Annotated in this window: 27 protein-coding genes; 24 read left to right on the top strand and 3 right to left on the bottom strand. The window is 61.9% G+C overall.

Features of this window, described 5'->3' with window-relative positions:
• Positions 1-15: 15 nt before the first annotated feature.
• From surE to rpoS, 3 genes are read left to right on the top strand one after another with little or no spacing between them, the layout of a single operon-like run.
• Positions 16-768 carry a 5'/3'-nucleotidase SurE gene (gene surE / locus M0P56_RS07180; RefSeq protein ID WP_291509372.1) on the top strand — a complete coding sequence of 251 codons (753 nt, stop codon included), beginning with the start codon at positions 16-18 and terminating at the stop codon, positions 766-768.
• 20 nt (positions 769-788) lie between these two features.
• Positions 789-1,451 (top strand): protein-L-isoaspartate(D-aspartate) O-methyltransferase, encoded by a 663-nt coding sequence (locus M0P56_RS07175; protein WP_291509371.1) that lies wholly within the window; start codon positions 789-791, stop codon positions 1,449-1,451.
• Complete coding sequence (gene rpoS / locus M0P56_RS07170) at positions 1,448-2,392, top strand: RNA polymerase sigma factor RpoS (RefSeq protein WP_291509370.1); 945 nt, start codon at positions 1,448-1,450, stop codon at positions 2,390-2,392. Before M0P56_RS07175 ends, rpoS begins: the two co-directional genes overlap by 4 nt.
• A 17-nt stretch (positions 2,393-2,409) precedes the next feature.
• Here rpoS and M0P56_RS07165 read toward each other — a convergent pair whose 3' ends face one another.
• A complete protein-coding gene (locus M0P56_RS07165) occupies positions 2,410-2,784 on the bottom strand; it encodes an MTH938/NDUFAF3 family protein (protein WP_291509369.1) in 375 nt (124 codons plus the stop codon).
• Between the two features lie 94 nt (positions 2,785-2,878).
• Here M0P56_RS07165 and alaC point away from each other — a divergent pair, with 94 nt between their 5' ends.
• Genes alaC through M0P56_RS12380 form a run of 6 tightly spaced genes read left to right on the top strand, consistent with a single transcriptional unit; the run spans position 2,879 to position 9,560 of the window.
• Positions 2,879-4,060 carry an alanine transaminase gene (gene alaC / locus M0P56_RS07160; protein WP_291509368.1) on the top strand — a complete coding sequence of 394 codons (1,182 nt, stop codon included), beginning with the start codon at positions 2,879-2,881 and terminating at the stop codon, positions 4,058-4,060.
• Positions 4,060-5,382: a homoserine dehydrogenase gene (locus M0P56_RS07155; protein ID WP_291509367.1), complete on the top strand. Its 1,323-nt coding sequence runs from the start codon at positions 4,060-4,062 to the stop codon at positions 5,380-5,382. The genes alaC and M0P56_RS07155 overlap by 1 nt, the downstream gene beginning before the upstream one ends.
• Before the next feature lie 51 nt (positions 5,383-5,433).
• On the top strand, positions 5,434-6,564 hold the full coding sequence (thrC, locus tag M0P56_RS07150; protein ID WP_291509366.1) for a threonine synthase: 1,131 nt from the start codon (positions 5,434-5,436) through the stop codon (positions 6,562-6,564).
• Positions 6,564-7,529, top strand: coding sequence for a hypothetical protein (locus tag M0P56_RS07145; protein WP_291509365.1), 966 nt, complete (start codon positions 6,564-6,566; stop codon positions 7,527-7,529). The genes thrC and M0P56_RS07145 overlap by 1 nt, the downstream gene beginning before the upstream one ends.
• The gene (locus M0P56_RS07140; protein ID WP_291509364.1) at positions 7,530-9,305 is read left to right on the top strand and encodes a DHHA1 domain-containing protein; all 1,776 of its coding nucleotides are present in this window, start codon (positions 7,530-7,532) and stop codon (positions 9,303-9,305) included. It begins immediately after the preceding gene.
• Positions 9,306-9,320: 15 nt separating this feature from the next.
• Positions 9,321-9,560 carry a ribbon-helix-helix domain-containing protein gene (locus tag M0P56_RS12380; RefSeq protein ID WP_366110316.1) on the top strand — a complete coding sequence of 80 codons (240 nt, stop codon included), beginning with the start codon at positions 9,321-9,323 and terminating at the stop codon, positions 9,558-9,560.
• Here M0P56_RS12380 and M0P56_RS07135 read toward each other — a convergent pair.
• Positions 9,486-9,773: a hypothetical protein gene (locus tag M0P56_RS07135; protein ID WP_291509363.1), complete on the bottom strand. Its 288-nt coding sequence runs from the start codon at positions 9,771-9,773 to the stop codon at positions 9,486-9,488. The genes M0P56_RS12380 and M0P56_RS07135 overlap by 75 nt on opposite strands.
• A 249-nt stretch (positions 9,774-10,022) precedes the next feature.
• Here M0P56_RS07135 and M0P56_RS07130 point away from each other — a divergent pair, with 249 nt between their 5' ends.
• From M0P56_RS07130 to M0P56_RS07110, 5 genes are all read left to right on the top strand, one after another.
• Positions 10,023-10,241 carry a hypothetical protein gene (locus tag M0P56_RS07130; RefSeq protein ID WP_291509875.1) on the top strand — a complete coding sequence of 73 codons (219 nt, stop codon included), beginning with the start codon at positions 10,023-10,025 and terminating at the stop codon, positions 10,239-10,241.
• Positions 10,164-11,262 (top strand): peptide chain release factor 2 gene (gene prfB / locus M0P56_RS07125; protein WP_291509362.1). Its coding sequence is split into 2 segments (ribosomal slippage): positions 10,164-10,238 and positions 10,240-11,262, totalling 1,098 coding nucleotides; the frame shifts between segments, so codons are not numbered across the junction. The genes M0P56_RS07130 and prfB overlap by 78 nt, the downstream gene beginning before the upstream one ends.
• Before the next feature lie 36 nt (positions 11,263-11,298).
• On the top strand, positions 11,299-12,789 hold the full coding sequence (lysS, locus tag M0P56_RS07120; protein ID WP_291509361.1) for a lysine--tRNA ligase: 1,491 nt from the start codon (positions 11,299-11,301) through the stop codon (positions 12,787-12,789).
• The gene (locus M0P56_RS07115; protein ID WP_291509360.1) at positions 12,786-14,030 is read left to right on the top strand and encodes a lipoprotein-releasing ABC transporter permease subunit; all 1,245 of its coding nucleotides are present in this window, start codon (positions 12,786-12,788) and stop codon (positions 14,028-14,030) included. The genes lysS and M0P56_RS07115 overlap by 4 nt, the downstream gene beginning before the upstream one ends.
• The gene (locus M0P56_RS07110) at positions 14,023-14,718 is read left to right on the top strand and encodes an ABC transporter ATP-binding protein (RefSeq protein WP_291509359.1); all 696 of its coding nucleotides are present in this window, start codon (positions 14,023-14,025) and stop codon (positions 14,716-14,718) included. The genes M0P56_RS07115 and M0P56_RS07110 overlap by 8 nt, the downstream gene beginning before the upstream one ends.
• On the opposite strand, the gene M0P56_RS07105 is transcribed toward M0P56_RS07110, so the two are convergent.
• On the bottom strand, positions 14,715-15,275 hold the full coding sequence (locus tag M0P56_RS07105; RefSeq protein ID WP_291509358.1) for a DUF2062 domain-containing protein: 561 nt from the start codon (positions 15,273-15,275) through the stop codon (positions 14,715-14,717). The genes M0P56_RS07110 and M0P56_RS07105 overlap by 4 nt on opposite strands.
• Here M0P56_RS07105 and M0P56_RS07100 point away from each other — a divergent pair.
• The 10 genes from M0P56_RS07100 to M0P56_RS07055 all read left to right on the top strand — a co-directional run bounded on the left by M0P56_RS07100 (position 15,260) and on the right by M0P56_RS07055 (position 23,340).
• Entirely contained in the window at positions 15,260-17,470 is a 2,211-nt protein-coding gene (locus tag M0P56_RS07100; protein WP_291509357.1) for a ComEC/Rec2 family competence protein, read from the top strand. The two genes, M0P56_RS07105 and M0P56_RS07100, sit on opposite strands and share 16 nt — an antisense overlap.
• Before the next feature lie 93 nt (positions 17,471-17,563).
• The gene (locus tag M0P56_RS07095) at positions 17,564-18,184 is read left to right on the top strand and encodes a MotA/TolQ/ExbB proton channel family protein (RefSeq protein ID WP_291509356.1); all 621 of its coding nucleotides are present in this window, start codon (positions 17,564-17,566) and stop codon (positions 18,182-18,184) included.
• On the top strand, positions 18,181-18,585 hold the full coding sequence (locus tag M0P56_RS07090; RefSeq protein ID WP_291509355.1) for a biopolymer transporter ExbD: 405 nt from the start codon (positions 18,181-18,183) through the stop codon (positions 18,583-18,585). The genes M0P56_RS07095 and M0P56_RS07090 overlap by 4 nt, the downstream gene beginning before the upstream one ends.
• Positions 18,586-18,615: 30 nt before the next feature.
• Positions 18,616-19,275 (top strand): lysophospholipid acyltransferase family protein, encoded by a 660-nt coding sequence (locus M0P56_RS07085; RefSeq protein ID WP_291509354.1) that lies wholly within the window; start codon positions 18,616-18,618, stop codon positions 19,273-19,275.
• A complete protein-coding gene (locus M0P56_RS07080; protein ID WP_291509353.1) occupies positions 19,272-20,417 on the top strand; it encodes a glycosyltransferase N-terminal domain-containing protein in 1,146 nt (381 codons plus the stop codon). Before M0P56_RS07085 ends, M0P56_RS07080 begins: the two co-directional genes overlap by 4 nt.
• Positions 20,414-21,412: a tetraacyldisaccharide 4'-kinase gene (gene lpxK / locus M0P56_RS07075; protein WP_291509352.1), complete on the top strand. Its 999-nt coding sequence runs from the start codon at positions 20,414-20,416 to the stop codon at positions 21,410-21,412. The genes M0P56_RS07080 and lpxK overlap by 4 nt, the downstream gene beginning before the upstream one ends.
• 5 nt (positions 21,413-21,417) lie before the next feature.
• Positions 21,418-21,594, top strand: a complete 177-nt coding sequence (locus tag M0P56_RS07070) for a Trm112 family protein (protein WP_196491171.1) — start codon at positions 21,418-21,420, stop codon at positions 21,592-21,594.
• The gene (gene kdsB, locus M0P56_RS07065) at positions 21,591-22,352 is read left to right on the top strand and encodes a 3-deoxy-manno-octulosonate cytidylyltransferase (RefSeq protein WP_291509350.1); all 762 of its coding nucleotides are present in this window, start codon (positions 21,591-21,593) and stop codon (positions 22,350-22,352) included. Before M0P56_RS07070 ends, kdsB begins: the two co-directional genes overlap by 4 nt.
• A gap of 21 nt (positions 22,353-22,373) precedes the next feature.
• The gene (ppa, locus tag M0P56_RS07060) at positions 22,374-22,895 is read left to right on the top strand and encodes an inorganic diphosphatase (protein ID WP_291509349.1); all 522 of its coding nucleotides are present in this window, start codon (positions 22,374-22,376) and stop codon (positions 22,893-22,895) included.
• 64 nt (positions 22,896-22,959) lie between these two features.
• Positions 22,960-23,340: a hypothetical protein gene (locus M0P56_RS07055; RefSeq protein ID WP_291509348.1), complete on the top strand. Its 381-nt coding sequence runs from the start codon at positions 22,960-22,962 to the stop codon at positions 23,338-23,340.
• Positions 23,341-23,351 lie beyond the last annotated feature (11 nt).

Here is a 23,351-nt window from a genome sequence, read left to right as displayed (position 1 = left end):
CCTCTGGGAGATTTCATGCCGCGTTTTTTGCTCAGTAACGATGATGGTTATCTGGCACCGGGGCTGGCGGCACTTGCGGAAGCGATAAGACCTTTAGGCGATTTGGAAGTGCTGGCGCCAGAGCAGGATCGTAGCGGCGCCAGCAACTCTCTCACCCTGGACCGGCCGTTGCGGATGCGTACCGGACTCAATGGATTTCACTATCTGGTCGGCGGCACGCCAACGGACTGTGTCCACCTCGCCGTCACCGGCATCTTCGCGGAAACGCCGGATATGGTGGTTTCCGGTATCAATCGGGGGGCCAACATGGGGGACGATGTGCTCTACTCGGGCACTGTGGCCGCCGCTACCGAGGGGCGCTTTCTCGGCTTGCCCGCCATCGCGGTTTCCCTGGCAGGACGCGATTCCACCCACTTTTCGACCGCGGCGCGGGTGGCAGCCAAGTTGGTGACCGGTGTGCTGAGTCATGCGCTGCCTGCCGATACCATTCTCAACGTGAACGTACCGGATTTGCCCTACGAGGAAATCCGCGGATTTGAAGTGACGCGTCTGGGGCGTCGCCACAAGAGCGACATGGTGATACCGGCCGCTGATCCTCGCGGCGATCCCGTGTACTGGATTGGCCCTTCCGGGCGGGAAGCAGATGCTGGCCCCGGTACCGACTTTGACGCGGTGCGCCGCGGTTACGTCTCCATTACGCCGCTCGATCTGGATATGACCCGCTACAATTTTCTGGATGGTTTGAGTCAATGGCTGCTTCGTTGCTAGCCTTGAGTCCTGAAGTTGGCATGATTTCCCCGCGCACCAGGGGGCGGATGGTGCTCCGTCTGCGCGCGGAAGGTATCTGTGACGAGCGGGTGCTGGACGCGATGAACCGGGTTCCGCGTCATCGCTTTGTCGCGCAGGCGCTGGCTGGACGGGCCTATGAGCCGGTGTCTCTGCCTATCGGTTATGGACAGACCATCTCCCAGCCCTGGACCGTGGCGCGGATGACGGAGGCAATCCTGGAGGACAGGGGAATGCCGCAGCGGGTGTTGGAGATTGGTACCGGTTCTGCCTACCAAACGGCAGTGTGGGCAGAGTTGGGGGCGGAGGTCTTCAGCATTGAGCGTATCGGTCCGCTGCAAGAGATGGCGGAGGCGTTGCTGGAGCGGCTGGGTTATCGACAGGTGCACCTGTATCACGGCGATGGTAGTGGCGGGTGGCCGGAAAAAGCGCCCTTTGATGCAATTGTCATTACGGCTGCCGTACCTTGCGCCTTGGCCCCTCTTTATCGCCAGTTGCGGGCCGGGGGACGTCTGGTGATGCCGGTGGAAGAAGGTGGCAGGCAGCATTTGCAAGTCAGTCATTGGGATGGCAGCGCGGCCCAGGTGATTCCGCTGGGCACCTGCCATTTTGTCCCCTTGCTGACGGGAACGGTTTCGGTGACCTCTGGAGAGTGTGTCGAATGAAAAGCGCGAGCAGAGACGAGGAAGAGGACGTTCAGGCTGGGGCCTCAGAAAAGGAAGAGGATGATGTCCCGGAAAAAGCCGATGGGGCAGAAGATTTTGGTGAGACGCACGACTGGGACGCCACCCGCTGTTATCTTCGAGAGATCGGTCATAGTCCGCTATTGACGGCAGAACAGGAGGTCATTCTGGGGCGCCAGGTTCAGGCCGGAGACCAGGCGGCACGCTGCACCATGATAGAGAGTAATCTGCGCCTGGTCGTAAAGGTGGCGCGGCGCTATATCAACCGGGGGTTGCCGCTCCTGGACCTGATCGAAGAAGGCAATCTCGGGCTGATCCGAGCGGTGGAGAAATTTGATCCGGAGCGCGGCTTTCGCTTCTCTACCTATGCGACTTGGTGGATTCGCCAGAATATCGAGCGGGCGCTGATGAATCAGACCCGCACCATCCGCTTGCCTATTCACGTGATGAAGGAACTCAGTACCGTGCTGCGCGCGGTTCGCTGTCTCGGGCAAACCCTGCAGCGGGAGCCGACGCCGGAAGAGGTGGCAGAAGCTTTGGACCGCCCGGTAGAAGGAGTGCGCGATTGTCTGGAAATGGATGGCCGGGTGACGAGCCTGGATGTGCCCCATGGCCGGGAGTCGGATCGCCCTCTTGCGGATATTGTTGCCGATGCTGATGCGGTGAGCTTGGAAGACGGCTTGGCCGACCGGAATCTTTCCCAGCAGATGCAGCAATGGATTGCGACGATGACCGAGAAACACCGGCTGGTACTACTCTGGCGTTTCGGTCTGGATGGTACCGATGGGGCGACGCTGGAAGAAGTCGGCTCCCGCCTTGGAGTTACCCGCGAGCGGGTGCGGCAGATTCAGGTAGAGGCATTGCTGGTGTTGCGCCGTCGCCTTGAAAGGGAAGGGCTGACGCCAGAGAGCCTCTTCGGCTGACGGCGGGTGCCGGTAGGTCAGGCCTCGGGTGGCAGCAGGGCGGCGACGACCACGCGATCTTCGGCCAGCAGAATGTTGTAGGTGCGGCAGGCAGCGCTGGTGTCCATCACCTCTACCGCGAGTTCAGCGGCGCCCAGGGCTCGCATGAGTTCGAGAGGGAAATGCTGACGCTTGCCGGTGCCCAGCAGCACGATATCGGGTTTGCGCGCCAACACCTCGGCAAAGTGCGAGAGCTGGAGCGCGTTGGCGTGCTCCGGCCCCCAGGGGCTGTGCAGCCAGTCGGCACCGACCAGCAGGCCCTGCGTGTGGCTCTTGCCGTGAATGATGATGCCCTGCGGCCCGTAGGCGTGGACGACATTGCGGTGACCGCCGTGTTGCAGGTGTAATTTCATGTTGAATGTCCCTCATGCGGATTGACAGGCCCGCTTTGCCTCTCTATTGTTCTTCGATTTCGGCATTCGCTACAACCCTGAAGGCCCGCGCCACATGAACAGCGACTTTGAACGTATCCGTCGTCTCCCTCCTTATGTCTTTAACATCGTTACGGACCTGAAGAATCAGGCCCGTAAGCGGGGTGAGGATATCATCGACTTTGGCATGGGTAATCCTGATCAGCCCACGCCCCAGTATATTGTTGACAAACTCTGTGAAACGGCCCAGCGCGGCGATACCCATCGCTACAGCGTGTCGCGCGGCATCCCCCGCCTGCGTCGCGCCATCACGACCTGGTATGAGCGCCGCTACGGCGTGCCGCTCGATCCTGAGTCTGAAGCCATTGTCACCATCGGCTCGAAAGAGGGCATTGCCCATCTGGCGCTGGCGACCATGGGTCCCGGCGATACGGTGTTGGTGCCGAGCCCGACTTATCCCATCCATCCCTACGGCTTTGTCATCTCAGGCGCCGACGTCCGTCACGTACCGATGCTGCCGGGGGTGGATTTTTTCGAGGAACTGGAAAAGGCCGTCAAGGCCGCTTGGCCGAAGCCGAAGATGCTGGTGATCAACTTCCCCCACAACCCGACGGCGGCGGTCGTGGAGCTGGACTTTTTCGAGCGGATTGTCGCGTTTGCCAAGGAGCACCATATTTGGGTGGTGCATGATCTGGCCTATGCAGATATCGTCTTCGATGGCTATAAAGCGCCGAGCTTTTTGCAGGTGCCGGGCGCCAAGGATGTGGGCGTCGAATTTTTCACCCTTTCCAAAAGCTACAACATGCCCGGCTGGCGGGTGGGCTTTGCGGTGGGGAACCCGAAGCTGGTGGGCGCCCTGGCGCGAATGAAGAGCTATCTGGATTACGGCACCTTTACCCCCATTCAGGTGGCGGCCATCACCGCGCTGGAAGGGCCGCAGGATTGCGTGGAAGATATCCGGCTGATGTATGAGCAGCGCCGCGACGTGCTCTGCGAGGGGCTGGACGCGGCGGGCTGGGTGGTCGACAAGCCCAAGGCGACCATGTTTGTCTGGGCAAAGATTCCCGAAGCCTTGCGCAAGATGGGCTCGCTGGAGTTCTCCAAACTGGTACTGGACCGCGCCAAGGTGGCGGTGAGCCCAGGCATCGGCTTTGGCGAGTTGGGCGACGAATATGTGCGTTTCGGGCTGGTGGAGAATGAGCACCGCACCCGTCAGGCTATCCGCGGCATAAAACATATGTTTCGTGAGGATCTGTAATGGCGGACGATATGGCGCCGGTACGGATCGGTATGATTGGCATGGGTACCGTCGGTCAGGGGACGGTGCGGGTGCTGGAGCGCAATGCGGAAGAGATCACCCGTCGGGTCGGGCGGGAGCTACGGGTGGTCCATGCGGCGGTGCGTAATCCGGCGCGTCTGGAAGGACTGGGGCTGAATGCGCGGATCAGCAGCGATCCCTGGGCAGTGGTGTGCGATCCCGAGGTGGACGTGGTCGTCGAGGTGATGGGTGGCCAGGAACCCGCCCTGGACTTGCTGATGGCGGCAATCGCGGCGGGTAAACATGTGGTGACCGCTAACAAGGCGCTGCTGGCCGAGCATGGCAACGAAATTTTCGCGGCGGCGCAGGCCCAGGGGGTGATGGTCGCCTTCGAGGCGGCGGTGGCGGGTGCCATTCCCATCATCAAGGCGATCCGCGAGGGGCTGGCGGGCAACCGGATTCAGTGGCTGGCGGGTATCATCAACGGCACCAGCAACTATATTCTCTCCCAGATGTTCCGCGCGGGTTGGGATTTTCAGCAGGCCCTGGCTGAGGCGCAGCGCCTGGGTTATGCCGAGGCCGATCCGGGGCTGGATGTGGATGGCGGCGATGCCGCGCACAAGATTACCCTGATGGCGTCTATTGCTTTCGGCATTCCGGTGGATTTCGCCCATTGTCATGTGGAAGGCATCCGTGCGCTGGAACAGACCGATGTGGTCTATGCCGCGGAGCTGGGTTATCGCATCAAGTTGCTGGGGATTGCGCGGCGTCGCGCGGATGGCGTCGAGTTGCGGGTCCATCCGACCCTGATTCCCCATAGCCATCTGCTGGCCAATGTGGAGGGACCCTTCAACGCGATTCTGGTGGAGAGCGATGCGGCGGGCCAGAGCCTGTATTATGGGCGCGGCGCGGGCGGCGATCCCACGGCCAGCGCCGTGGTGGCCGATTTGGTGGACGTGGCGCGGACCATGACTGCCGATCCCAGCAACCGGGTGCCCCATCTCGCCTTCCAGCCCGATGCCATGAGCGCCTTGCCGCTGCTGCCCATGGCCGAGGTGGAGAGTGCTTACTATCTGCGCATCCACGCCCACAACCGCCCCGGTGTGCTGGCACAGGTGGCGACGACGCTGGCGGAATATGCGATTTCGATCGAAGCGCTGGTGCAGAAAGAGACGCCGGAGGCAGACAGCGTGCCCATCGTCCTGCTGCTGCATCGCTGCCGGGAAGGTGACCTGGAGCAAGCCATCGCCCGCATTGAAGCCCTGCCAGTGGTCGTTCAGCCCGTATTGCGTCTGCGTGTCGAGAGTTTGGCGGCAGGGTGATCCGGCAGCCACACTGAATTTTGGCATTTCATCTTAAATCAGGATAACTTCATGACTCGTTATACCGGCATTATCGACCATTACCGCGCCTTCCTGCCTTTGGCTCCCGAGACTCCGGCGGTGAGCCTGGGTGAGGGCAATACGCCGCTGATCGAATGCGTCAATCTACCCCGCCAGCTCGGCCTCGATATCCGCCTTTTCCTCAAATTTGAAGGCCTGAATCCCACCGGTTCTTTCAAGGACCGTGGTATGACCATGGCGGTGACCAAGGCCAAGGAAGAAGGCAGCGAGATGGTGATCTGCGCCTCCACCGGCAACACTTCCGCGGCAGCGGCGGCCTACGCGGCGCGGGCGGGGATGCGCGCTTTCGTGGTAATCCCGGAAGGCAAGATTGCTCTCGGCAAACTCTCTCAGGCGATGATGCATGGTGCCATGGTGTTGCAGATTCGCGGCAACTTCGATGCGGGCATGCAGATCGTCCAGGATGTCGCCGCCAATGCGCCCATCACTTTGGTGAACTCGGTTAATCCCTATCGCTTGCAGGGCCAGAAGACGGCGGCCTTCGAGATTATCGAAGCACTGGGTGAGGCGCCCGATTATCACGCCCTGCCCGTGGGTAATGCCGGCAATATCACCGCCCACTGGATGGGCTATTGTGAAGCCACTGATGGGCGGACCGACAAATCCCAATCGCTGACCGCTTCCTGCAAATTCTGCGATGGCACCTGCACCTATGGTCACGGTAAGGCGGGCAAACGACCGAAGATGCTGGGTTTTCAGGCGGCAGGCAGTGCCCCCTTCATCGTTGGCCACTATGTGAAAGACCCCGAGACCATCGCCACGGCCATCCGTATCGGTCATCCCATGTCCTGGGATCAGGCGCACAAGGTGCAGACGGAAAGCGGCGGCTGGTTTGGCGGTCATAGCGATGCCGAGATTCTGGAGGCGCAGCGCTGGCTGGCGCAACACGAGGGTGTTTTCTGCGAACCGGCCTCGGCGACTTCGGTGGCGGGGGTGGTGGCTGCGGCTCGCGCCGGAAAAATTGAAGCGGGCGCGACGGTGGTCTGTACCCTCACCGGACATGGCCTCAAAGATCCCGATACCGCCATCGCACAGGGTGGCGAAGTGCTGACGGTGGATGCCAATCTGGAGGCCGTGCAGCGCGCCATCCTGGACCGCTGATGGCCGATCTCTGCCTCTGGTTGTCGGGGTTGCGCGGCGTGCCGGAGGAGGACCTGGGAGCGGTGTTGCCGCGTTACTGGGGTCGTGGGCGCAGTGAGTGTCTATCGGTGGATTCCTCGCTGGAAGTGGCAGGGCGTTTGCTGGGTTTCGAGGGGTTGTTGCCCGCCGCGGCATTGCTGGCGGAGTCTGAGGGTATAGTGACCGAAGGGCACTGGGTCATTGCCCTGGAGCCGGTGGCGTTTCGCGGACAGGCGGGGCGGGCGGTGTTACAGCCCCTGCCGGGTCTGGATGAGGACTCGGCAGCGGCGCTCTATGCGGCGGCGGTGGCGCATATGGCGGATACGCCCTGGGTGCTGCGGCGCGGCGCCCGGCGCTGGTATGTGCTCGCCACCGACACGCCCGACCTGCACTGTCCCGATCCCGAACAAGTCTGGGGCCGCGAACCGCTGGCGCTGCAAGCCAGCGGTGCCGATGTCCGGCGCTGGAATGCCTTCCTCAATGAGTTGCAGATGCTCCTCGCCGCGCATCCCGTCAATCAGGATGTCGATGCGAGCGGTCAGGAGCCCTGGTGTCTGTTCTGGGCCTGGGGGGAAGGGCGATTGCCCTCTATGCAGCCCATTCCGAAGTGGCAGACCGTGGCGGCGGAGGCGGACTATCTGCAGGCCGCGGCCCGCTGGCTCGGCCTGACTCTGTCCTCTCGCAAAGCGCTGCAGGCGGCGACGGATCTGCCCGATAACCTGCTCTGGGTCTGGTCCGGCGCTTGGCTCTACCCGGATACGGCAAGGTCTTTTGCGGCGCTGGACCCAGCCCTTCAGGCCTTGTGGCGGAGCGGCGGGCGGCTGGAGTGTTTGACGGGTGTGCTCGCCAGCGGTGGTATAGAGCGCCTTACGCTTCGCCGTGCAAATCGCTGGCGCTTCTGGCGCAGACCGGCCCGGCCGGGCCATGCACTGCCGGGCGTCTGGTAGGTGTCCAAAGCCGTTCGTATTGTCGACCGTCCTGTGGCAGCGGCGATATCGCGCGCGGCTTTGAGCCTCGGATACACCCCCCTCCAGGCCCGGATCATTGCTGGCCGATTGAGTGAGGCCGATCTGGCGAAGCTGCCGGCATTGTTGAGCCTGCAGTTGGGTGGCCTCACCCCGCCCGATTTGCTCCCCGATATCGGCATCGCTTCTGAATGCGTCGTCTCCGCCATAAAACAAGGGTTGCCCATCCTCCTGATTTCCGACTTCGACGCGGATGGCGCCTCGGCCCATGCGGTGCTGAAGTTTGCGTTCCGGGATTATTTCGGCGTTCCGGAACAGCGGATTCACAGCTATATCGGCCATCGTCTGCGGGACGGTTACGGCGTCACCGAAACGCTGACGGACCGTATTATTGCGGAAGCGCCATGTCCCGCCCTGATCATTACTGCGGATCAGGGGAGCACCGACCATGCGCGGATCGCCCGGCTGCGGGATCGCGGCTTTATCGTCGTCGTCACGGACCATCACGGCGTGCCTGCATCCGGGCCGCCCCCCGCCGCCGTGGCTTGTGTCAATCCGGTGCGCGAAGATTCCGCGTTTCCCGATCCATACATCGCTGGCGTGCATGTGGCGTGGCTGCTGTGCTGTGCGGTTCGTCAGCGACTGATTCAGGTCGGCGACCTTCCCGCCAGCGCGCCAAAGCTCGGTGGTCTTTTGGATCTCGTCGCCCTGGGCACCATGGCCGATTGTGTCGATCTGGCGCGATCGACCAATAACAAGGCGATTATCGCCCGCGGCCTGGCGATCATGAACTCGCCAGTGCGACGGCCCGCCTGGCAGGCATTGTACATAGCCACGAACTGCCGAGGCCCCATTACCGCTACCACCCTGGCTTTTCATTTTGCGCCGGTTGTCAACGCCCGCGGGCGTCTGGATTCCGCTCTGGGCAGTGTGGATTTGCTCATGAGTGATAGCGTCCCAGTGGCGGAAGAACTGGCGCAGCATTTCGTGGAACATAACACCGAACGGAAAGCGGTCCAGTCGTACATGTTGCACAGAAGCACCGCACAGGCCGCACAACAGGTTCGGGATGGCGCCGCGGCCATTACGATATTCGACCCGGAAGGCCATGCGGGTGTCCACGGTATTTGCGCCGCAAGACTGGCGGAATCTTTCGGCAGGCCGGTCGCTTATTTCTCGCCCAAAAATGACGCGGAACATCTCACGGCATCGCTCAGGACCGTGCACGGTTTTCATGTGCGGAATGCCCTGGCGGAGATAGCCGACCGTTATCCCGATGATTTTACCGCTTGGGGTGGCCATGCGGGTGCTGGCGGGGTGACCTTGAAGCGCGATGGGCTGCAGCGCTTTGCAGAAGCGTGGGCCAGTATTGCAGCGCGCGCGTTGGATGATCATAGTCTCGGTCCGGAGGTCGTCACCGATGGCGAACTTGCGGCACCACCCAGCTTCGCCGTTGTTGAAGAACTGGCTGCTTTAGAACCCTTTGGTCGCCAATGGGAGCACCCGGTTTTCAGAAGCCACGGCCGGATTGAACAGCTCCGCCCGGTGGGTGACGGCAGGCATCTGAAACTGGTCGTGAAAATGGACTCGACGGATTACGACGCCATCTGGTTCGGCGCCGTGGAAAATGGCATCTGCCCGATCGCGGTCGGACAAACGGTACGCATGGCTTATGAGCTGGATGTGAATACGTTCCGGGATACGACTACATTGCAGTTGCGTATTCGGCATGCCGCGTTGGTCGGCGAAGAAGCTTGATGACGCCTTGGCTCTATGGATCCGGAGATGCAAGGGCGAATCAAGCATCTGCGAAACGCGCGCCACCGTTCCATGCACTGGATGATGAAAGAAGCGATCCGCCAGTTTGTGGAGCGAGAAGAACAGTGGGAAGCCTATCAGTCCATGTGTCACGATACCTTCTTTATCGTATACAATGCATCATGGCCTTGGTGGAGTGCGATGAGGCTTGTCATCATCATACTTATGGTCTTTGGTCAGAGAATAGAGGTATGAAGCAATGAGTCCGATCATACCGCCAATGACAACGCCAGCGATCAAATACTCTAATGATTGCTGTGCATAAGATTGTGCGAGACGCTCAATACCGTGAAGATTTTGTCCGTCAGTTATAACATCATAGAAAGGTAGTTGCCCTATGAATGGGATTGCTGGACGGAGAAGATACCCTACACATCCGCCTAGTATGGCAAAAATTGCTATCAACATATTTCATGCTCCAAGTAAGCTGGCCACGCCAAATATATTTATTCCCCAATCACATGCTAGAATCTCGCTTATATCGGTCATATCAATGATGGCCAGCTTGCAGCCAAGCTAGTTGCTGGATCTCTAGTGGCAAGACCGTTTGTATCATTGTGCCCTTTGTTCATTGCCTTAGGTTGATGATCTTATTCGCGGCGTTCATGCGTCCAGTTTAGCCCAACGACAACCCCAAAGCACTGGCGCCTGCCCAGCTTGAATAACCCCGATATCTCGCCTGTAGAAACACTGCTGGAGATCGGCGCCGAAACTGCGCATAATTACTGCATTTGCGTGCAGGGCAACCGGGTCCGCGCGGGTATGGTCCTGACGCAGCCTGATGGAAAAGGAAGAATCATGAGAGAAGTGAATGAGATGCGTGCGCTGCACGAAGATCTCCAGGTCCGTGTCGCGGGCCTGAGGGGGTATCTTTGACCTCGAAGAAAAGCGCGGTCGCTTAGAGGAAGTTCAACGGGAGCTGGAAGACCCGACCATCTGGAACAATGCCGAAAAGGCCCAGGAACTGGGTCGCGAACGGTCTGCTCTGGAAGCCATTATCACGCCCATGGACAAGCTCACCGCGAGCCTCGCCGATGGCGGCGAGATGCTGGAGTTGGCCCTGAGCGAGCAGGACGAAGAACTCCTCGCCGCTGTCGATGCGGATCTCGATACCGCCCTGGCCATGGTCGAGAAGCTGGAATTCCAGCGCATGTTCTCCGGCGCGCAGGATGCGGCAAACTGCTTTGTGGATATTCAGGCGGGCGCGGGCGGCACCGAGGCGCAGGACTGGGCGGAAATGATTCTGCGCATGTATCTGCACTGGGCCGAGTCCCATGGCTTTGCGGCGGAGCTGGTGGAGGTCTCCGAAGGCGAAGTGGCAGGCATCAAGTCGGCCAGCATCCATGTGCGCGGTGACCATGCCTTCGGCTGGCTACGTACCGAAACCGGCGTCCATCGCCTGGTGCGCAAATCGCCTTTCGACTCCGGCAATCGCCGTCATACCAGCTTCGCCAGCGTCTTTGTTTATCCCGAGATTGACGATAGTTTCGAGGTAGATATCAATCCTGCGGACCTCAAGGTGGACACCTACCGGGCCAGCGGGGCGGGTGGTCAGCACGTCAACAAGACCGACTCGGCGATTCGTATTACCCATGTACCTTCGGGCATTATCGTCGCCTGTCAGACCGACCGCTCGCAGCATAAGAACCGGGCCGAGGCCATGCGCATGTTGCGTTCCAAACTCTATGAGATGGAGATGCAGAAACGTGCCGTCGAGAAGCAGGCGCTGGAAGACAGCAAGAGCGATATCGGCTGGGGGCATCAGATTCGCTCCTATGTGCTGGACCAGTCGCGGATCAAAGACCTGCGCACCGGGGTCGAAGTGGGCGATACCCAGAAGGTGCTCGATGGGGCGCTGGATATGTTCATTGAAGCGGCGTTGAAGGCCGGATTGTAAGCGGTAGTCACTCAGTATTTTGCAGGAAGGGGATGGATGGTGGATCAGGAACTCAACGACCAGATGCAGGTGCGGCGCGACAAGCTGGGACATTGGCGCAGCGAAGGCCATGCCTATCCCAACGGCTTCCGTCGCGATGCCTTGGCGGGCGACCTGCATCAGCGTTATCGCGATATGGATGCTACGGCCCTGGAGCAGGAACCCATCGCGGCGCGGCTCGGCGGGCGGCTGATGAGCCGCCGGGTCATGGGTAAAGCCAGTTTCGCCGACATTCAGGATCAGTCCGGGCGCATTCAGCTCTTTGTCAGCCGCGATAACCTGGGCGAAGAGGTCTACGCGCGCTTCAAGGGCCTGGATTTCGGCGACATCATCGGTGTGGATGGCATCCTGTTCCGCACCAAGACCGGTGAATTGTCCCTGAAGGTGCATGGCCTCCAACTGCTGAGCAAGGCCCTGCGCCCGCTGCCGGAAAAATGGCACGGACTCGCCGACCCGGAAACCCGCTTCCGCCAGCGCTATGTCGATCTGATCGTCACCGAAGCCACCCGTCGCACTTTCCAGATTCGTGCCGAAACGGTGGCAGCCCTGCGCGATGGTCTGCGCCAGCGCGGCTTTTATGAGGCGGAGACGCCCATGATGCAGCCCGTTCCCGGCGGTGCCACGGCGCGGCCCTTCGTCACCCATCACCATGCCCTGGATATGACCCTTTACCTGCGTATCGCCCCGGAGCTGTACCTCAAGCGGCTCGTGGTGGGCGGCATTGAGCAGGTCTTTGAGATCAACCGCAACTTTCGCAATGAAGGCATCTCCACCCGCCACAACCCCGAGTTCACCATGCTCGAATGGTATGAGGCCTACGCCGACCACGTGCGCGCCATGGACCTCACCGAGACCCTGATCCGCGCCGCGGCACAGGCGGCCCTGGGCACTACGGCGATACACTACCAAGGGCTGGAGATCGACCTCGGCAAACCCTTCCACCGTTTGACTGTGGCGGAGTCGGTGCGCGCCCATAACCCCGATCTGGCGGATGCCGATCTGCGGGACCCCGCGGTGCTGGCTGCCAAGCTCGCGCAGTTGCACTTGCCCTGTCAGCCCGCCTGGGGCTGGGGCAAGCGTCTCATCGAAATCTTCGAGAAGACGGTGGAAGGCCATCTCCAGCAGCCCACCTTCATCACCGAGTATCCCCTGGAAGTCAGCCCGCTGGCGCGCCGTAACGATCTCGACCCCGAGGTCACGGATCGTTTCGAGCTGATGATCGCCGGCCGCGAGTTAGCCAACGGCTTCTCCGAGTTGAATGATCCCGAAGACCAGGCTGCCCGCTTCCGGGCGCAGGTCGAGGCCAAGGATGCCGGGGACGAGGAGGCGATGTTCTTCGACGCCGACTATATCCGCGCCCTGGAATACGGCATGCCGCCGACCGCAGGGGTGGGGCTGGGCATTGACCGTCTGGTCATGCTCCTCGCCGATCAGCCCAGCATTCGCGAGGTGATTCTCTTCCCCCATTTGCGACCGGAACAGCCATGAGGTTTTATGAGCTCTGGATCGGGCTGCGTTACACCCGCGCCAAGCGTCGCAATCACTTCATCTCCTTTATCACCGGCACGGCGATCATGGGTATGGTCATCGGTGTGGCGGCACTCATCGCGGTTATGGCGGTGATGAATGGCTTTGATCACACCCTGCGCTCGCGGATTCTGGCGGTGACCTCCGATGTCATCATTCAGGGCAACGGGGTGCCGGTGCTGGACTGGCCGACGGCGATAAAGCGCCTTTCCACGCTTCCCGATGTGACGGGTGTGGCGCCCTACGTGCAGGCGCAGGCCATGCTTTCCCACGACGGGCTGGTCAGCGGTGCGGTCGTCGAGGGCATTGATCCAGCGCTGGAAAGCCGCGTCAACAAGCTGGCCAAGGACATGAAAATGGGCGAATTGCAGTCCCTGCAGACCCATCCCTGGAGTATCGTCCTCGGGCGTGCGCTGGCGCGGCAACTGGGCGTGACCGTAGGTGACAAGATCACCCTGATTTCCCCCCAGGGCGGGGTGACCCCGTTGGGTGTAACCCCCGCCTTGCGCCAGTTTACGGTGGTTGGACTCTTTTCCGTCGGTATTTACGCCTATGACAGCGGCATGGCTTATATCAATCTGGGCGACGCGCAGCGCCTCTACGGGCTGAACCAGGGCGTCACGGGCCTGCGCATGCAGATCAAGGACCCCTTTGCCGCCCCGGCCTTCGCTGCCCATCTGCAACAACAGCTTGGTGCCGCCTTTTATATCCAGGACTGGACTCAGACCCATGAGAACTTCTTCAAGGCCCTGAGCATGGAGAAACTGGTGATGTTTGTGATCCTGTCGCTCATCATCGCCGTCGCCGCCTTCAACATTGTGGCGACACTGGTGATGGTGGTCACCGACAAGGAAACGGATATCGCCATTCTCCGCACCATCGGCGTAACGCCGCGCAGTATCATGCTGATTTTTATGGTGCAGGGCGGGATCATCGGACTCTTTGGCACGCTGCTCGGTGTCTTCTTCGGGGTGTTGCTGGCGTTGAATATTCCGACCCTGGTACCGGCCATCGAACAGTTGTTTCACGTCCAGTTTATCTCGCCGGAGGTTTATTCCATCAGTCAGTTGCCCTCCAAGCTGGAGCCTTGGGATGTGATCCATGTGGCCATTGCTGCGCTCATCATGAGCTGGATAGCGACGTTGTATCCCTCCTGGCGTGCTTCGCGCGTCGCCCCTGCCGAGGCCCTGCGTTATGAGTGAGCAGATCATTCTTTCCGTCGAGCATCTACGGCAGAGCTTCGCCATTGGCCGCGAGCGTCTGGAGGTTATCCGCGATATCAATCTACAGGTGCGCCGTGGCGAACGTCTGGCGATTGTCGGTGCCTCCGGGCAGGGCAAAAGCACGCTGATGCACCTCATGGGCGGATTGGAGCGCCCGTCGGATGGTGTGGTGCGGATTCTCGGTCAGGAGGTCTACAAACTCAGCGAATCGGCGCGCAGCCGTTTGCGCAATCAGAGTGTCGGTTTCGTCTATCAGTTACACCGTTTGCTGCCCGAGTTCACCGCGCTGGAGAATGTTCTGCTCCCCCTGCTGATACGTCGGGTGTCGCGCCATTCCGTAGAGCTTTGGGGTAAGGAAATCCTGACCCGCGTTGGGCTGGGTGAACGTTTGGGCCACAAACCGGGCATGCTCTCCGGTGGCGAACGGCAGCGGGTCGCCCTGGCGCGCGCTCTGGTCACGCGTCCGGCGCTGCTCCTCGCCGATGAGCCCACCGGCAATCTCGACAGTGAGTCGGCGGAGAGCGTCCATCAACTGATGCTCGACCTTAATCAGGAACTGGGTACCGCACTGGTTATCGTCACCCATGAGCCAGCGCTGGCGGCACACATGGAGCGCGTGCTCCGGCTGCAGGATGGTGTCTTGCAGCCCCTGGACGCTGTGCACTAAGAAGGGTTGCGGTGCAGGCGACGGCGTCGCAGTCGCCACAGTATCCAGAGCCGCCAGCCGCCGAGTACGCCAAAATACAGTATCAGGGCGAGTCCGCCGCCGAGGATGAGGCTGCCCAGCCAGGTGAGCAGATAGGCGTGCCAGAGGCGGTCTCCCATGGCCATTACGCTGATCTGACCATGGACCATCGCGTGGATATCCACATAATGAATGGTGATGGCCGGGGCTAGGCCCAACTGGTTGAGCAGCCAAAACCCCAGTTCATAGGATGCGAAAAAAAAGGGCACGATGGTGAGGGGGCCGGTCACTACGAAAGGCATAACGACGCTGACGGGAATATAGGCGCGACGCCATAGACTGATGAGTAAGATGCTCAGCACATGGCCAAAAAAAGGCAGGCTGCCGATAAAGGTGCCGATGGCTGCGGCGCGCGCTACGTTGTGACGATGGGGATGCCACAGTACCGGGCGGGCCAGATAATGGGTAAAACGTCCCAAAGGACGTTTGCTGAGGATATCCTCGCGGGTGGGAAGGCGACAGAATGCAGGTAGGCGCAATGCGATATTTCCTGGGTTGTAAGGGGGCTAGTGTAGCCAAGCCGCTGCCCTGGGCCAAATCCTGGCCGTCGCTGCCGCTTTGGGTTGTCGCTGCCGGGCTGGGGTTGGGGTTTTTTCACAGCTTCCGTCAATTGCCGACTTTGTGGATTCCGCTTTCGATAGCGCTTCCCGGACTGCTCCTGGTTTGGAAATGGCGGCCCGCGCTGCTGTTGACTGTCGCGGCGGGGGCTTTTGCCTGGGGCATCTGGCAGGCCGATCTGCGCCTCGCCGTACAGTGGACGGCGGGCCAGGACTTCAGTGTCCGGGGCCGCATTGCCTCCATACCCAAATTGGGGGGCCGGGAATATCGCTTTCTGGTGACACCCGAGCACTGGTCGGCAGGGGCCCCTGCCGGCGCCCGTCCTGATACCCTTCTCGTTCACGGTAATCTTCCGGAAGTACCGGTAGTCGGACAGCGCTGGCAGTTGCAGTTGCACAGCGAATCTCTTGCCAGTCTGCCCGATAGTCCCTTTGCTGACCTCGCTCGGCAGCGCTTTTGGGCCGGGGAGGGCGGGGTGGCGCGGCTGCAGGATGCCCGGCCGTTACCGGTTTCCCACGGGAATCTCCAGGACCATATCGCGGCGGCCCGCGAGGCGGTGCTCCATGCCAGCAATATGGCCCTGGACCGCGAAGCGGCAGGCTTTGTGCAGGCGCTCAGTATTGGTGTCGGTAACCAGCTCCCGCCAGCGATCTGGCAGGTGTACCGGGATACCGGCACCGCCCATTTGCTGGTGATCTCCGGCTCCCACGTGGCCGTGGTTGCCGGACTGGCCCTGTGGCTCAGTCAGTGGCTGTGGCGGCGTATCCCCTGGCTGGTCGCCCGCTGGCCGGCGCAGACCGCGGGGGTTCTCTGCAGTATCCCGGCGGCCTGGGCTTATGCCAGTTTTGCCGGTATGCAGATTCCCGGCGAACGCGCCGCCTGGATGATCACGGCAGCGGCACTCGCCCATCTGCTGGGACGCCCCAACAACGCCTGGCAGGGGCTGTCCCTGGCGGCCTTGCTGATTGCGCTGAAAAATCCCGGCGCGCTGGTGGATGTGGGTTTTTGGTTGTCTCTGGGCGCGGTGGCGGCGCTGGTGGCAATTGGCTACGGCGAAACCGGCTGGCGCGCGCTGTTGCGCAGTCAATGGGCAGTCTCCATCGCCTTGATGCCCCTGCTGGCGGGACTCTTCGGGCAGGTGTCCCTGATTTCCCCCGTTGCGAATGTGTTGGTGATCCCGCTGGTGGAATTGCTGGCCGTGCCGCTGGCCTTGCTGGGCGCCCTGTTCGCGCTGCTGGATATGGAACTCCTCAGTCGCCTGTTTTTTCATCTGGTGGCGCTGGAAATGGACGCCGTGACGGCGTTCCTCCGTGTTTTGCTGCACATGCCCTTTGCCCGGATCAGCACGGGTACTGGTCGCACCTGGGCCTTGCTGGCGGCGGTGCTGGGACTCAGTATCTTTTTTCTGCCGGCGGGTTGGCCGGGGCGGTGGCTGGCTTTGCTGGGCATGGTGCCGCTCCTGATTCCCGCCGGGGGTAGCGCTGATCTGGAACTGCGTGCCGTGGATGCGGGATCGGGCATGTTGCTGTTCTGGCAGAAGGGGTCACAGAGCGGTATTTTCTCCGCAAATCTCTGGAAGGCTGCCAGCCGCCGCAGCGGCGGCCTCGCGCTTACGGCGGCGCTGCGCCAGCAGGGCGTGACGCGAGTGGATGCGTGGTTGCGCAGCGACATTTCCGCACCCCAGCCACTGCCTGCGGCTGCCCGTCAGTGGTGGCCTGGCGGGGCCCGTAATTATCCCGGAGGACCGCCGGCACCGGCCTTCTGTCGGGCGGGCGGCGTGGCACCGGCGGCAATGCATTTTCTGACACTGCAGGCACCGGTTCAGCCCTGTATAGTGACCTGGGGCGCCGGACCCGATGTGCTTATTCTCGGTGACGCCGATGCCGCGACGGTTCATCGTCTTGTCGCGGAGCACGGCGCCGTGTTGCATCGGGTGCAGGCTATCTTTGCCCCTGCCAGCCTGGGCAACGCCGAAAGAGCGGCGCTGGCGGCTGCCGCAGCACAGGCACGGGTCTTTTATCTGGGCGAGGGCAAGCCGGGCACATGGACCTGGCAGGCCGGGCGCTTACATCACGCCCTGTCGCCATCGCTCGCCTACTGGCAACCAGGCACCTGAATGGAGACGCCTGCACCGGGTCGGCCGCTGCTGTTTCCTGGGTGATATGCTATATTCCGGCTTCGTCACAATCGAATGGATTCTGGAGGCGATGTGCAAGAGTTGCTGGGGCTATTTAAAATGGGCGGATTTGTTCTCCCGATTCTCATATTGGCGGCAATTGTGGCTTTGGCCATCGCGGGTAATCGTCTCTGGGTCTTGCGGCGGGGACGTGTTGCGCCACGTGATCTCGCAGCCCGGGTAGCGGAGCTGGTAGAGGTGGGCAAGGTACAGCAGGCGGTCAAACTACTCTATGAAAACGACACCCCCTTGGCTCGGATGATGTTGGCGGCTCTGCAGGATGCGGGACAGCCGCGCGACGTGATCAAAGAGTCAGTGGAAGAGACCGGCCGTCATGAGGTGGCTCATCTCGACCGCTATCTCAACTTTCTCGGCAGTATCGCCGGGGTGGCACCCTTGTTGGGCCTGCTCGGAACCGTGTTCGGTATCATGCACGCTTTTGCGGCTATCGGCATGGTGGGCGCGGGTGATCCCAAAGCGTTGGCAGGCGGCATTGCCGAAGCGTTGATCACCACCGCCAGCGGCCTTATCGTTGCCATTCCCAGCCTGATGTTCTATCGCTATTTCAAAGGGCAGGTCGATACGCTGGTGTTGTCCCTCGAAAAAGAGGCCCTGAAACTGGTGAATCTCATAGCCCGCGGGACTGAAAAATGAATCTGCGCCCGCGGGTGAGTGAAGAGCCGGAGATCAATGTGATCTCGATGGTCGATATCGTGCTGGTGCTGCTGTTATTCTTCATGGTTACCAGCAGCTTTGTGCACCAGTCCCATCTCTCCATGCAATTGCCCAAAGCCCAGCAGGCCGCCGCCGGTGAGCCGAAATCGCCTATCACCATCGATCTGAGCGCGAGCGGCCAGGTGCGTATGAATAAGCAGGCTTTGTCTATGGCCGACCTGGCCAGACAACTCAAAGCACTAGCGGCCAAAGATCCGGAACGGGTGATTGTCCTGCGCGCGGATAAAAATACGACGCAGCAGTATGTCATCGATGTATTAGACGCGGCGCAGGAAGCTGGCCTGACCCGGATCAGTTTCGCCACCCTGAGCAATCGCTGAGCCGTGCGGCTGGAAGGGCGTTCCTTACGCATGGTGGCCGCACTGGCGGCTTATCTTATCAAAGGTATGGCCCTCAGTGTGCGCTGGCACGAAGAGGGGGATGCCTGTGTACGCGCCCTGATCGCGACCGGACAACCTTTCCTGCTGGCCTTCTGGCATGGGCGGGGGGTTATGGTCGCCCAGGCCTACTGGCGGGTGGGCGGACGTAAGATAAAAATCCTTGTCAGCGAACATCGGGATGGCGAACTGATTGCTGCCACCATGGCCCACTGGGGTTATGGTGCGGTGCGCGGTTCGACCCGGAGCGGGGCGGTCAAGGGCGCCCGGGGAATGCTGCGGGCCGCTCATGCGGGGTACGACCTGGCCATCTCCCCCGACGGCCCGCGCGGCCCCCGCGAAGTGCTGCAAGAGGGTGTTATCGAATTGGCGCGCATTTCTGGTCTGCCCATCGTGCCGGTCACCTATTCGGCACGCTGGGCGAAACGCTTCGCCAGTTGGGATGGCTTTCTGCTGCCCCTGCCGGGCGCGCGCGGGGTGATCCTCTGGGGCGAACCACTGCGGATCCCGCGCGACGCCAATATGGATACCCTGATCGCTTTGCAGCAGGCGCTTGAGGCTGACATGATTGCGCTGCGGCAACGCGCTGATGTCATGGTTGGCCGGACAGAACCGACAGGCGAAACATCATGACGTATTACGAAAACGGCCTGCTGCGCGCGCGCTGGGCGAGTTGGCGGGATGCCCGCGCCGGGCGAACGGCGCAGGCCAATGCCCGCTGGGGCTGGATCAAAGCCCCAGGCGAGCGCGGTCCGATCCTGTGGATGCAGAGCTTCAGCGATGTTGACCAGCAAAGACTGGGTATTGAGCTGGCGAAAGCGATCGCCGAAAAGCGTCGCGACCTGCGCATGGTGATGACTTTTGAGACGGAGTATCCGGCCCTCCTGGAACAACACACCGAAGGTGTCGAACGGCTCGGCTATGGTTTTGGGCCTTGCGACCATCCCCAGGCGGTCGGGCGCATGCTGGAGCGCCTGACCCCCTTGCGTTATCTGGCATTGGGCCGGGTGCCCCGACCACGGCTTGCCGCCGCCCTGGGCCGGAAAAAGATCCCTGCCGTGCTGATGGCAGCTGATCCCGGCCTGCCGATTCCGGCGCCGCTGGAGGCCGTCTACCCGCGGGATGCACGCCAGGCCGAGGCCTGGGTCGGGCGTGGTGTCAGCGAAGCCGTTCAGGAGCCTGTGGACTTCGCCACTTTGTTCACCATCGCCCAGGTAGATCCTAATTTCCGGGCGATGATCAGCGGTACCGACGAGGGCCTGCTGTGGTGGGCGCAGGGGTTGAGCGCCGCCCAATGGGCCGGATGGCGGCGGTCCTGGGCCGCTTCACCCTTGTCCCGACAGGGCCTACTGTTTCTTGGTGGCACCGACGCACCTGCGGATTTGCCCAGGCTGTCCGCGTGGCAACGCGCGCCTTTGCCCGCCGGAACGGTGGTTGTCGTCGATAATGATCGCTGGTATCCGGCCCTGTCGGCGGCGGCGCAGGCGGTGCATCTACAGAGGGCCTCCCCGATGTTGCAGTGGCAGACTTATGCCGGTTCCAGGCCCATCAGCGTCAGCCCCGGCGTGACGTTGAACGCCGCCGAATCATTGGACGCAGACACCATACTCACCCTGGAGAAACCCGCGCAAATCCTCGGCCACTGGCAAGCCCTGCGTGGGGATGCCATGGCCGCCCGCCAGCGCGGCGACGCCACCCGGCGCATTTTCTGGCAGGAGCGCCGCCATGCGGGCGAACGCCTGCCAGAATTTTTACAGCGGGTTTTTGACTGGTGACCCTCCGCCAGACCCTGGAGCAGCAATGGCAGGAGGGCGGGGCACTGGCCACCGCCTTGCGGCCTCTGGGGGCGCTGACCGGCAAGGTGGCGCAGTGGCGGCGGCAACACATACACGGCAGGGCAGCGAGCATCCCCACCGTTGTCGTCGGCAATCTGGGCGTAGGGGGCAGCGGCAAAACGCCGCTGGTGGCGGCGCTGGCGCGGCAACTCACGGTAGCGGGCTGGCGGGTGGCCATCATTAGCCGTGGCTATGGTGCCCGACCCCCGCACTGGCCCTACCGGGTGCAACGCGACGACAGCCCCCAACAGGCGGGGGATGAGCCCTTGCTGCTGGCGCAGGAACAGGGACAGACACAAGCGGTCTATCTTTGCCCCGACCGCCATCGCGCCATCGCCGCGGCGGCGGTGGATGGTTATAACCTCGCGCTACTGGATGACGGCTTCCAGCACCTCGCCCTGCAACCCAGCCTGCGTCTGCTGGTGTTCTCCGGCCCCCGTCCCCTGGGCAATGGCCATTGCCTCCCTGCTGGTCCTCTGCGCGAGTGCCCGGACGCCATGCTCCATGCCGACGCCTGGCTCATGGACGCCGCAGCAGCAGCCGCTATCCCGGAGCGCAACGGGCTACCCCGTTTTCTTTTCCGCATCCAGCCCAAGGACCTCGTCGCCGTCAACGATCCAAGCCGCTCTCGCGGTCTCGACAGTCTGCAGGGACAGCACGTAACGGCCGCTACCGGCATCGCCCGCCCGCAGCGTTTTGTCGCCAGCCTGGAGGACCTGGGCGCCATTCCTGCCCCCCGATTTTTTCCCGACCACCATCCTTTTTGCGCCAGCGACATCGCCCATTTGCCCCGCCCCCTCGTCATGACCGCCAAGGATGCCGTAAAATGCCGGAAGTTCGCGCAGGCCGACGACTGGACCCTGCGCATCGAAGCGGAGCTGGAGCCCTCCTTTCCGCTTTGGCTGGAGCAATCATTGCTGCCCTGGAGAAGCTGATGCGTATCGACCACCGCCTGCTGGACCTGCTCGCCTGCCCGCAATGCAAAGGCAGTCTGCAACCCTGTGCCCAGCGTCAGGCCCTCTGCTGCCCGCGTTGCCACCTGCAATATCCCATCCGCGACGACATCCCGGTGCTGCTTATTGATGAGGCCAAGCCCTACGAGGACAAGCCCGCGTGAGCTTCTGCGTCCTGATTCCCGCCCGGTTGGCCTCTACCCGCCTGCCGCGCAAGGTGTTGCTGGACGTGGGCGGCATCCCCATGATCGAACAGGTGCGGCGGCGTGCGCTGGAAAGCGGCGCAGCGCAGGTGGTGGTGGCCACCGACCACCCCGAAGTGGTGGACTGTATCCGCAGCTATGGCGGTGAAGCGCTGTTGACCGCCGCGGAGCATGTCTGTGGCACCGAGCGCCTGGCGGAAGCCGCGCGTTTGCTGGGACTGGCCGACGACGCCATCATCGTCAACTTGCAGGGTGACGAGCCGGGCATGACGCCCGCCCTGCTGCACGCCACCGCCCAGCTGCTGCTGGACCATCCGCAGCGGCAGATGGCCACCGCCGCCGTCCCCATCAGCCACTGGGATGATCTGGCCGATCCTCACGCCGTCAAGCTGGTGCTCGATGCCGACGGCTGCGCCCAGTATTTTTCCCGCGCCCCTATTCCCTGGGATCGCAGCCATTTCCCGCTCAGCAGCGGGCAGACTTTGCCGCAAACCCCAGGCATCTGGTGGCGGCACCTCGGTCTCTACGCCTATCGCAACGCCTTTTTGCAGGACTACGCCGTCTGGCCCGCCAGCCCGCTGGAAGTCATCGAATCGCTGGAGCAGATGCGCGCATTGGAGCGCGGCGTGCAGATTGCGGTATATTGCGCGGCAGAAGCGCCCGCAGCGGGTGTGGACACCGCCGCCGACCTTGACCGCGTGCGCGACCTTTTTCTCTGATCATCCACAAGGAGTTTTTGCATGGACCTGAAAAAAATCCCGGCCGGCCAGTCACTGCCGGATGACATCAATGTCGTGATCGAGGTACCCCAGGGTTCCTCCGTCAAATATGAATTGGACAAAGAATCCGGCGCCATCGTGGTCGATCGTTTCCTCTTCACCGCCATGCACTACCCGCTCAATTACGGCTTTATCCCCAACACCCTGTCCGACGATGGTGATCCCACCGATTGTCTGGTGCTGGCACCCCAGCCCGTCGCTCCCGGCGCCGTGATCCGCGCTCGGCCGGTCGGCGTGCTGATGATGGAAGACGAGAAGGGCATGGATGCCAAGATTGTCGCCGTCCCCCACGACAAGGTCGCCGCCGGTTACTCCGCTATCCGGGATGTCAGCGATCTGCCCGAGTCACTGCGTAACCAGATCCGCCATTTCTTCGAGCACTACAAGGACCTGGAACCCGGCAAGTGGGTCAAACTCAAGGACTGGGCCAGTGTGACCGAGGCCCGCAGAATCATCGAAGCGGACGCCGCGCGCCACGCCTGAAGGTCTTGCCGCCCAGCGGCGAAGCAGGCAGACTGAGGGCGACTCGCTTATGCAGGAGAGCCCCATGTCTGCATCACCGCTGGCGCCCAAGACCCCCCAATCGACGTCCCTCAAGCCGTCCGCCTTTGCCGGCCTGCAACCCGACGAGCCCCTCTGGAAAAGGGTCCCCAGTCGCGACGATGCCGGTCATCTCCTCTCTGATTTCCGGATGATCTTCCCCGGACTCCGCCAGAAAAGCGGTATTCGCCAGCAACACACCCTGCGTATCATCAACGCCGTATTGCACCATTACGGCTCCTGGGTGGTATTTGCCGATCTCAATATGCGCACGAATTTGCTCTGGGTAAGTATTCGCCCACGCCCTGGTTTAACCCTGGAAATTCCCGCAGCGATTAAAACGCTGGTGCCGGAGGCGTTATTATTAGCGCCCTATTGGCGGCGGTAATGGGTGGCAGT

This window comes from Acidithiobacillus sp., from assembly GCF_023229925.1.
GTDB lineage: Bacteria > Pseudomonadota > Gammaproteobacteria > Acidithiobacillales > Acidithiobacillaceae > Acidithiobacillus.
The sequence above is the reverse complement of the archived record's forward strand: the minus strand, read 5'-3'. Positions and strand labels throughout refer to the sequence as shown.

Coding starts and splice junctions, on each gene's coding strand:
- surE (WP_291509372.1), top strand. CDS start 16: ATGCCGCGTTTTTTGCTCAGTAACGATGATGGTTATCTGGCACCGGGG.
- M0P56_RS07175 (WP_291509371.1), top strand. CDS start 789: ATGATTTCCCCGCGCACCAGGGGGCGGATGGTGCTCCGTCTGCGCGCG.
- rpoS (WP_291509370.1), top strand. CDS start 1,448: ATGAAAAGCGCGAGCAGAGACGAGGAAGAGGACGTTCAGGCTGGGGCC.
- M0P56_RS07165 (WP_291509369.1), bottom strand. CDS start 2,784: ATGAAATTACACCTGCAACACGGCGGTCACCGCAATGTCGTCCACGCC.
- alaC (WP_291509368.1), top strand. CDS start 2,879: ATGAACAGCGACTTTGAACGTATCCGTCGTCTCCCTCCTTATGTCTTT.
- M0P56_RS07155 (WP_291509367.1), top strand. CDS start 4,060: ATGGCGGACGATATGGCGCCGGTACGGATCGGTATGATTGGCATGGGT.
- thrC (WP_291509366.1), top strand. CDS start 5,434: ATGACTCGTTATACCGGCATTATCGACCATTACCGCGCCTTCCTGCCT.
- M0P56_RS07145 (WP_291509365.1), top strand. CDS start 6,564: ATGGCCGATCTCTGCCTCTGGTTGTCGGGGTTGCGCGGCGTGCCGGAG.
- M0P56_RS12380 (WP_366110316.1), top strand. CDS start 9,321: ATGGATCCGGAGATGCAAGGGCGAATCAAGCATCTGCGAAACGCGCGC.
- M0P56_RS07135 (WP_291509363.1), bottom strand. CDS start 9,773: ATGTTGATAGCAATTTTTGCCATACTAGGCGGATGTGTAGGGTATCTT.
- lysS (WP_291509361.1), top strand. CDS start 11,299: ATGGTGGATCAGGAACTCAACGACCAGATGCAGGTGCGGCGCGACAAG.
- M0P56_RS07115 (WP_291509360.1), top strand. CDS start 12,786: ATGAGGTTTTATGAGCTCTGGATCGGGCTGCGTTACACCCGCGCCAAG.
- M0P56_RS07110 (WP_291509359.1), top strand. CDS start 14,023: ATGAGTGAGCAGATCATTCTTTCCGTCGAGCATCTACGGCAGAGCTTC.
- M0P56_RS07100 (WP_291509357.1), top strand. CDS start 15,260: ATGCAGGTAGGCGCAATGCGATATTTCCTGGGTTGTAAGGGGGCTAGT.
- M0P56_RS07090 (WP_291509355.1), top strand. CDS start 18,181: ATGAATCTGCGCCCGCGGGTGAGTGAAGAGCCGGAGATCAATGTGATC.
- M0P56_RS07085 (WP_291509354.1), top strand. CDS start 18,616: ATGGTGGCCGCACTGGCGGCTTATCTTATCAAAGGTATGGCCCTCAGT.
- M0P56_RS07080 (WP_291509353.1), top strand. CDS start 19,272: ATGACGTATTACGAAAACGGCCTGCTGCGCGCGCGCTGGGCGAGTTGG.
- ppa (WP_291509349.1), top strand. CDS start 22,374: ATGGACCTGAAAAAAATCCCGGCCGGCCAGTCACTGCCGGATGACATC.
- M0P56_RS07055 (WP_291509348.1), top strand. CDS start 22,960: ATGTCTGCATCACCGCTGGCGCCCAAGACCCCCCAATCGACGTCCCTC.